At 72.7% G+C, this 4,181-nt stretch carries 4 protein-coding genes and 1 pseudogene; 4 read left to right on the top strand and 1 reads right to left on the bottom strand.

Annotation, left to right across the window (positions count from 1 at the left end; translation table 11 throughout):
• From DW309_RS02120 to DW309_RS02105, 4 genes are all read left to right on the top strand, one after another.
• A partial coding sequence (locus DW309_RS02120; RefSeq protein ID WP_205812591.1) for a helix-turn-helix domain-containing protein occupies positions 1-229 on the top strand: 229 nt, incomplete at its 5' end.
• A 38-nt stretch (positions 230-267) separates the two neighbouring features.
• Positions 268-1,440, top strand: coding sequence for a benzoate/H(+) symporter BenE family transporter (locus DW309_RS02115; RefSeq protein ID WP_136044417.1), 1,173 nt, complete (start codon positions 268-270; stop codon positions 1,438-1,440).
• A 91-nt stretch (positions 1,441-1,531) separates the two neighbouring features.
• Entirely contained in the window at positions 1,532-2,416 is an 885-nt protein-coding gene (locus tag DW309_RS02110; protein WP_136028486.1) for an ABC transporter ATP-binding protein, read from the top strand.
• Positions 2,413-3,516, top strand: a complete 1,104-nt coding sequence (locus tag DW309_RS02105) for an ABC transporter permease (protein ID WP_136044416.1) — start codon at positions 2,413-2,415, stop codon at positions 3,514-3,516. The genes DW309_RS02110 and DW309_RS02105 overlap by 4 nt, the downstream gene beginning before the upstream one ends.
• A gap of 66 nt (positions 3,517-3,582) precedes the next feature.
• Here the strand turns inward: DW309_RS02105 and DW309_RS02100 are convergent.
• Positions 3,583-4,181 (bottom strand): annotated as a pseudogene (locus tag DW309_RS02100) (1-pyrroline-5-carboxylate dehydrogenase); the annotation flags it as partial.

Below are 4,181 nucleotides of genomic sequence, written 5' to 3'. Positions count from 1 at the left end.
GGTGCCGAGCTCCGCACGCACGACCCCCGCGCTCGCCGAGCCGCTCACCGAGCGGGAGGCCGAGGTGCTCGCGCTGCTCGCGGATGCCCGCAGCAACGGCGAGATCGCGCGGGCGCTGTACATCGGCGAGGCGACCGTGAAGACGCACGTGTCGCGCATCCTGCAGAAGCTCGGCGCGCGCGACCGGGTGCAGGCCGTGGTGCTCGCGCACCGGCTCGGGCTCGCCTGACGCGGCCGGGGACCGGGCTCCGCGATAGCCTCTGAGCCATGCCGGAAACCGCTCCCCTGTCGCGCCCGATCCTGGCCGGGGTGGTCACGGCACTGGTCGGTTTCACGAGTTCGTTCGCCGTGGTGCTCGCGGGACTCGACGCGATGGGCGCGACCGCGGCGCAAGCGGCCAGCGGGCTGCTGGCGGTGACGGTGACCATGGGCATCGCGTGCGTGGTGCTGGCGTGGCGCTACCGGATGCCGATCACGGTCGCGTGGTCGACCCCCGGCGCCGCGCTGCTGGCCTCCACCGGGGCGATCGAGGGCGGATGGCCGGCGGCCGTCGGGGCGTTCCTGGTCACCGCGGCCCTGATCCTGCTCACGGCGCTGTGGCCCGCGCTCGGCGCCCTGATCGCCCGCATCCCTCCGTCGATCGCGCAGGCCATGCTCGCCGGGGTGCTGCTGCCGCTGTGCCTCGCACCGGTCACGGGCGTCGTCGCGAACCCGTGGGGCGTGGTCCCGGTCGTGCTCACGTGGCTGGTGTTCGCGCGCCTCGCGCCGCGCTGGGCGGTGCCGTTCGCGTTCCTCGCCGCGGCCGCGGTGGTCGCGGTGACCCTGGTGGCGGAGAGCGACGCGGTCGACCCCGCGGTGCTGCTGCCCCGGGTGGAGCTGACCGCTCCGGTGTTCACGGTCGGGGCGCTCGTGGGCGTCGCGCTGCCGCTGTTCATCGTGACCATGGCCTCGCAGAACGTGCCGGGCATCGCCATCATGCGCAGCTTCGGGTACGAGGTGCCGTGGCGGCCCGCGATGCTCGTGACCGGGCTCGGCACGGCGCTCGGCGCCACCGCGGGCGGACACGCGATCAACCTCGCCGCGATCAGCGCGGCCCTCGCGGCCTCCCCCGATGCCGATCCCGATGCGCGGCGCCGCTGGGTCGCCGGGGTGTCGACCGGGGTGTCGTACCTGGTGCTCGGCGGGTTCTCGGCGGCCTTCGCGACGCTCGTGGTGCTGGCCCCCGAGGCCGTGATCCCCGCCGTGGCCGGGCTGGCGCTGTTCGCCGCGTTCGGCTCGGCCGTGCAGCAGGCGATCGACGACCCCGGCGAGCGCCTGCCCGCCGTGGTCACGTTCCTCGTCGCCGCGTCGGGCATCGCGGTGCTGGGTGTGAGCGCCGCGTTCTGGGCACTCGTCGCCGGCCTCCTGGTGCGCACCGTGCTGCACGCCTTCCACCGCTGATCCCCTCCGCCCCACGGCTGAGGAGGGAAGGTCCGCCGCACGGGGGATGCCCTGGCACACGGGGCTCCGTAGCGTGAGGGGCATGACAGGACTGCTCGAACTCTCCGGCATCACCAAGAGCTACGGCTCTCGGCGCGTGCTCGACGACGTCTCCTTCACGGTCGCCCCCGGGCGCCTGACGGGCTTCGTCGGCGGCAACGGCGCCGGCAAGACCACCACCATGCGGATCGTCCTCGGACTGCTGTCGTCGGACGGCGGCCGCGTCGACCTCGATGGCGCCCCGCTCACCACCGCGGACCGCCGCCGCTTCGGCTACATGCCCGAGGAGCGCGGCCTGTACCCGAAGATGAAGGTGCTGGAGCAGATCGTGTATCTCGCGCGGCTGCACGGCTTCGCCAAGCAGGATGCCACCGCGCGCGCGACCGCGCTGCTCACGGAGCTCGGGCTCGGGGAGCGGCTGAACGACACGATCGAGTCGCTGTCGCTCGGCAACCAGCAGCGCGCGCAGATCGCCGCCTCCCTCGTGCACGACCCCGAGGTGCTGATCCTCGACGAGCCGTTCTCCGGGCTCGACCCGCTCGCGGTCGACGTGGTCGCCGGCGTGCTGCAGTCGAGCGCCGCGAAGGGCGCCTCGATCCTGTTCTCCTCCCACCAGCTCGACGTGGTGGAACGCCTGTGCGACGACCTCGTGATCCTCGCGGGTGGCACGATCCGCGCCGCGGGGTCGCGTGACGCCCTGCGCGCCGAGCACGCCCGCGACCGCTACGAGCTGGTGTCGGCGGGTGACGCGGGCTGGCTGCGCACCGAGCCGGGTGTCACGGTGATCGACTTCGAGGGCGGCTACGCCCTGTTCGACGCCGACGGTCCGGAGACGGCGCAGCGCGTGCTGCAGTCGGCGGTCGCCCGGGGCGACGTCGCGAGCTTCGCCCCCAAGCACCCGTCCCTCGCCCAGATCTTCAAGGAGGTCATCCAGTGAGCGCCCCCACCCCCTCCCCCACGCGCACGCCCAGCGGCATCTGGCTCGTCGCGGAGCGTGAGATCGGCTCGAAGCTGCGCAGCAAGGCGTTCCTGATCTCCACCGGGATCCTGCTCGTGCTCGCCCTCGCGGGTGTCCTGTTCGGCGGTTTCGCGAGCAAGAACACCGACACCATGCCGGTCGCGGCGACGGCCGACACCGCCTCGGTCGTCTCGGCGATCCCGAACGTCGAGGTCACCACGGTCGCCGACGAGGCCGAGGCGGAGGAACTGGTCCGCGCGGAGAAGGTCGACGCGGCCGTGCTCCCGGCGAGCGGCACCGAGGGTCACACGGGTTACTCGATCGTCGCCCTGCAGGATGCTCCCGGCTCGCTGGTGTCGGCACTGTCTCTGTCGCCCGAGGTCGTGATCCTGGAACCGGTCACCACCAACCCGCTGCTGCGGTACTTCATCGCGATCGCGTTCGGCCTGGTGTTCATGATGGCCGCGGCGACGTTCGGCGGCACGATCGCGCAGAGCGTCGTCGAGGAGAAGCAGACCCGCGTGGTGGAGGTGCTGCTGTCGGCCATCCCCGCGCGCACCCTGCTGGCCGGCAAGGTGGTCGGCAACACGGTGCTGGCGATGGGGCAGATCCTCGCGCTGGCGGCCGTGGCGACGATCGGCCTGATCGTCACGGGTCAACGCGAGGTGCTGACCACGCTCGGTGCCCCGATCCTCTGGTTCGCGGTGTTCTTCCTGTTCGGGTTCATCCTGCTCGCGGCGATGTTCGCGGCGGCGGCCTCGATGGTGTCGCGCCAGGAGGACATCGGCTCCACGACCACCCCGATCACGATGCTGATCATGGCGCCGTACATCCTGGTGATCGTGTTCAACGACAACCCGCTGGTGCTGACGATCATGTCGTACGTGCCGTTCTCCGCCCCGGTCGGCATGCCCATGCGGCTGTTCGTCGGCGAGGCGCAGTGGTGGGAGCCGCTGCTGAGCCTCGTGATCCTGCTCGCGAGCTGCGTGGCCGCGATCGTGATCGGCGCGAAGATCTACGAGAACTCGCTGCTGCGGATGGGCTCGCGCGTCAAGCTCTCCGAGGCCCTGCGCGGCTGATCCCGCACGAGGAAGCCCCCTGCACCGCGGAGGTGCAGGGGGCTTCGGCGTGTGTGCGGCGGCGGGTCAGATGACGCCGTCGGACAGCGAGGTCGGGTTGCCGAAGCGGTGGTTGGTGATCGACACGGCCTGCTCGTGCAGGAACGGCAGGATCTCCACGCGACCCGCACCCGTCACCGCGTGCGACCACACGGCCACATCGGGCGAGCCCTCGAGCGCCTGGTACAGCGCCGTGGCGTCGCCGCCAACGAGCCGCACGCGCTGCCACGACCGGGCGCCCTTCGCGTAGCGCTTGGTCCAGGCCGCGTCGGACTCCGTCTTCACGGCGACCCCGGCGCCGGAGAGGGCCTTCGTCACGCGCGACGGCAGCGCCGCGGCCGACACGGTGAACGGGCTGCCGCTGCGCAGGGCGGCCGCGAGCACACGCACACCGTCGACGAGCGTCGCGCCCTCCGCGAGGCGCACGTCGACGGCGACCGGGCGGTAGCGGAACACGTTGCGCTCGACCCCGAGGCCGGACTTGTCGCGGACCGCCCCGAACTCGTCCACCCAGGCGCGCTCGTCGGAGGCGGCCGCGCGGTGCAGCCACTCGATCGCGGCCGGGTCGAGCTCGGGCGCGGCGGCCTCGAGCAGCCCCGACACCGCGGGGGTCACGGCGGCACCGG

This window comes from Microbacterium sp. K41, from assembly GCF_004794395.1.
Lineage (GTDB): Bacteria > Actinomycetota > Actinomycetes > Actinomycetales > Microbacteriaceae > Microbacterium > Microbacterium sufflavum.
This window is presented reverse-complemented; position numbering and strand designations above follow the sequence as displayed.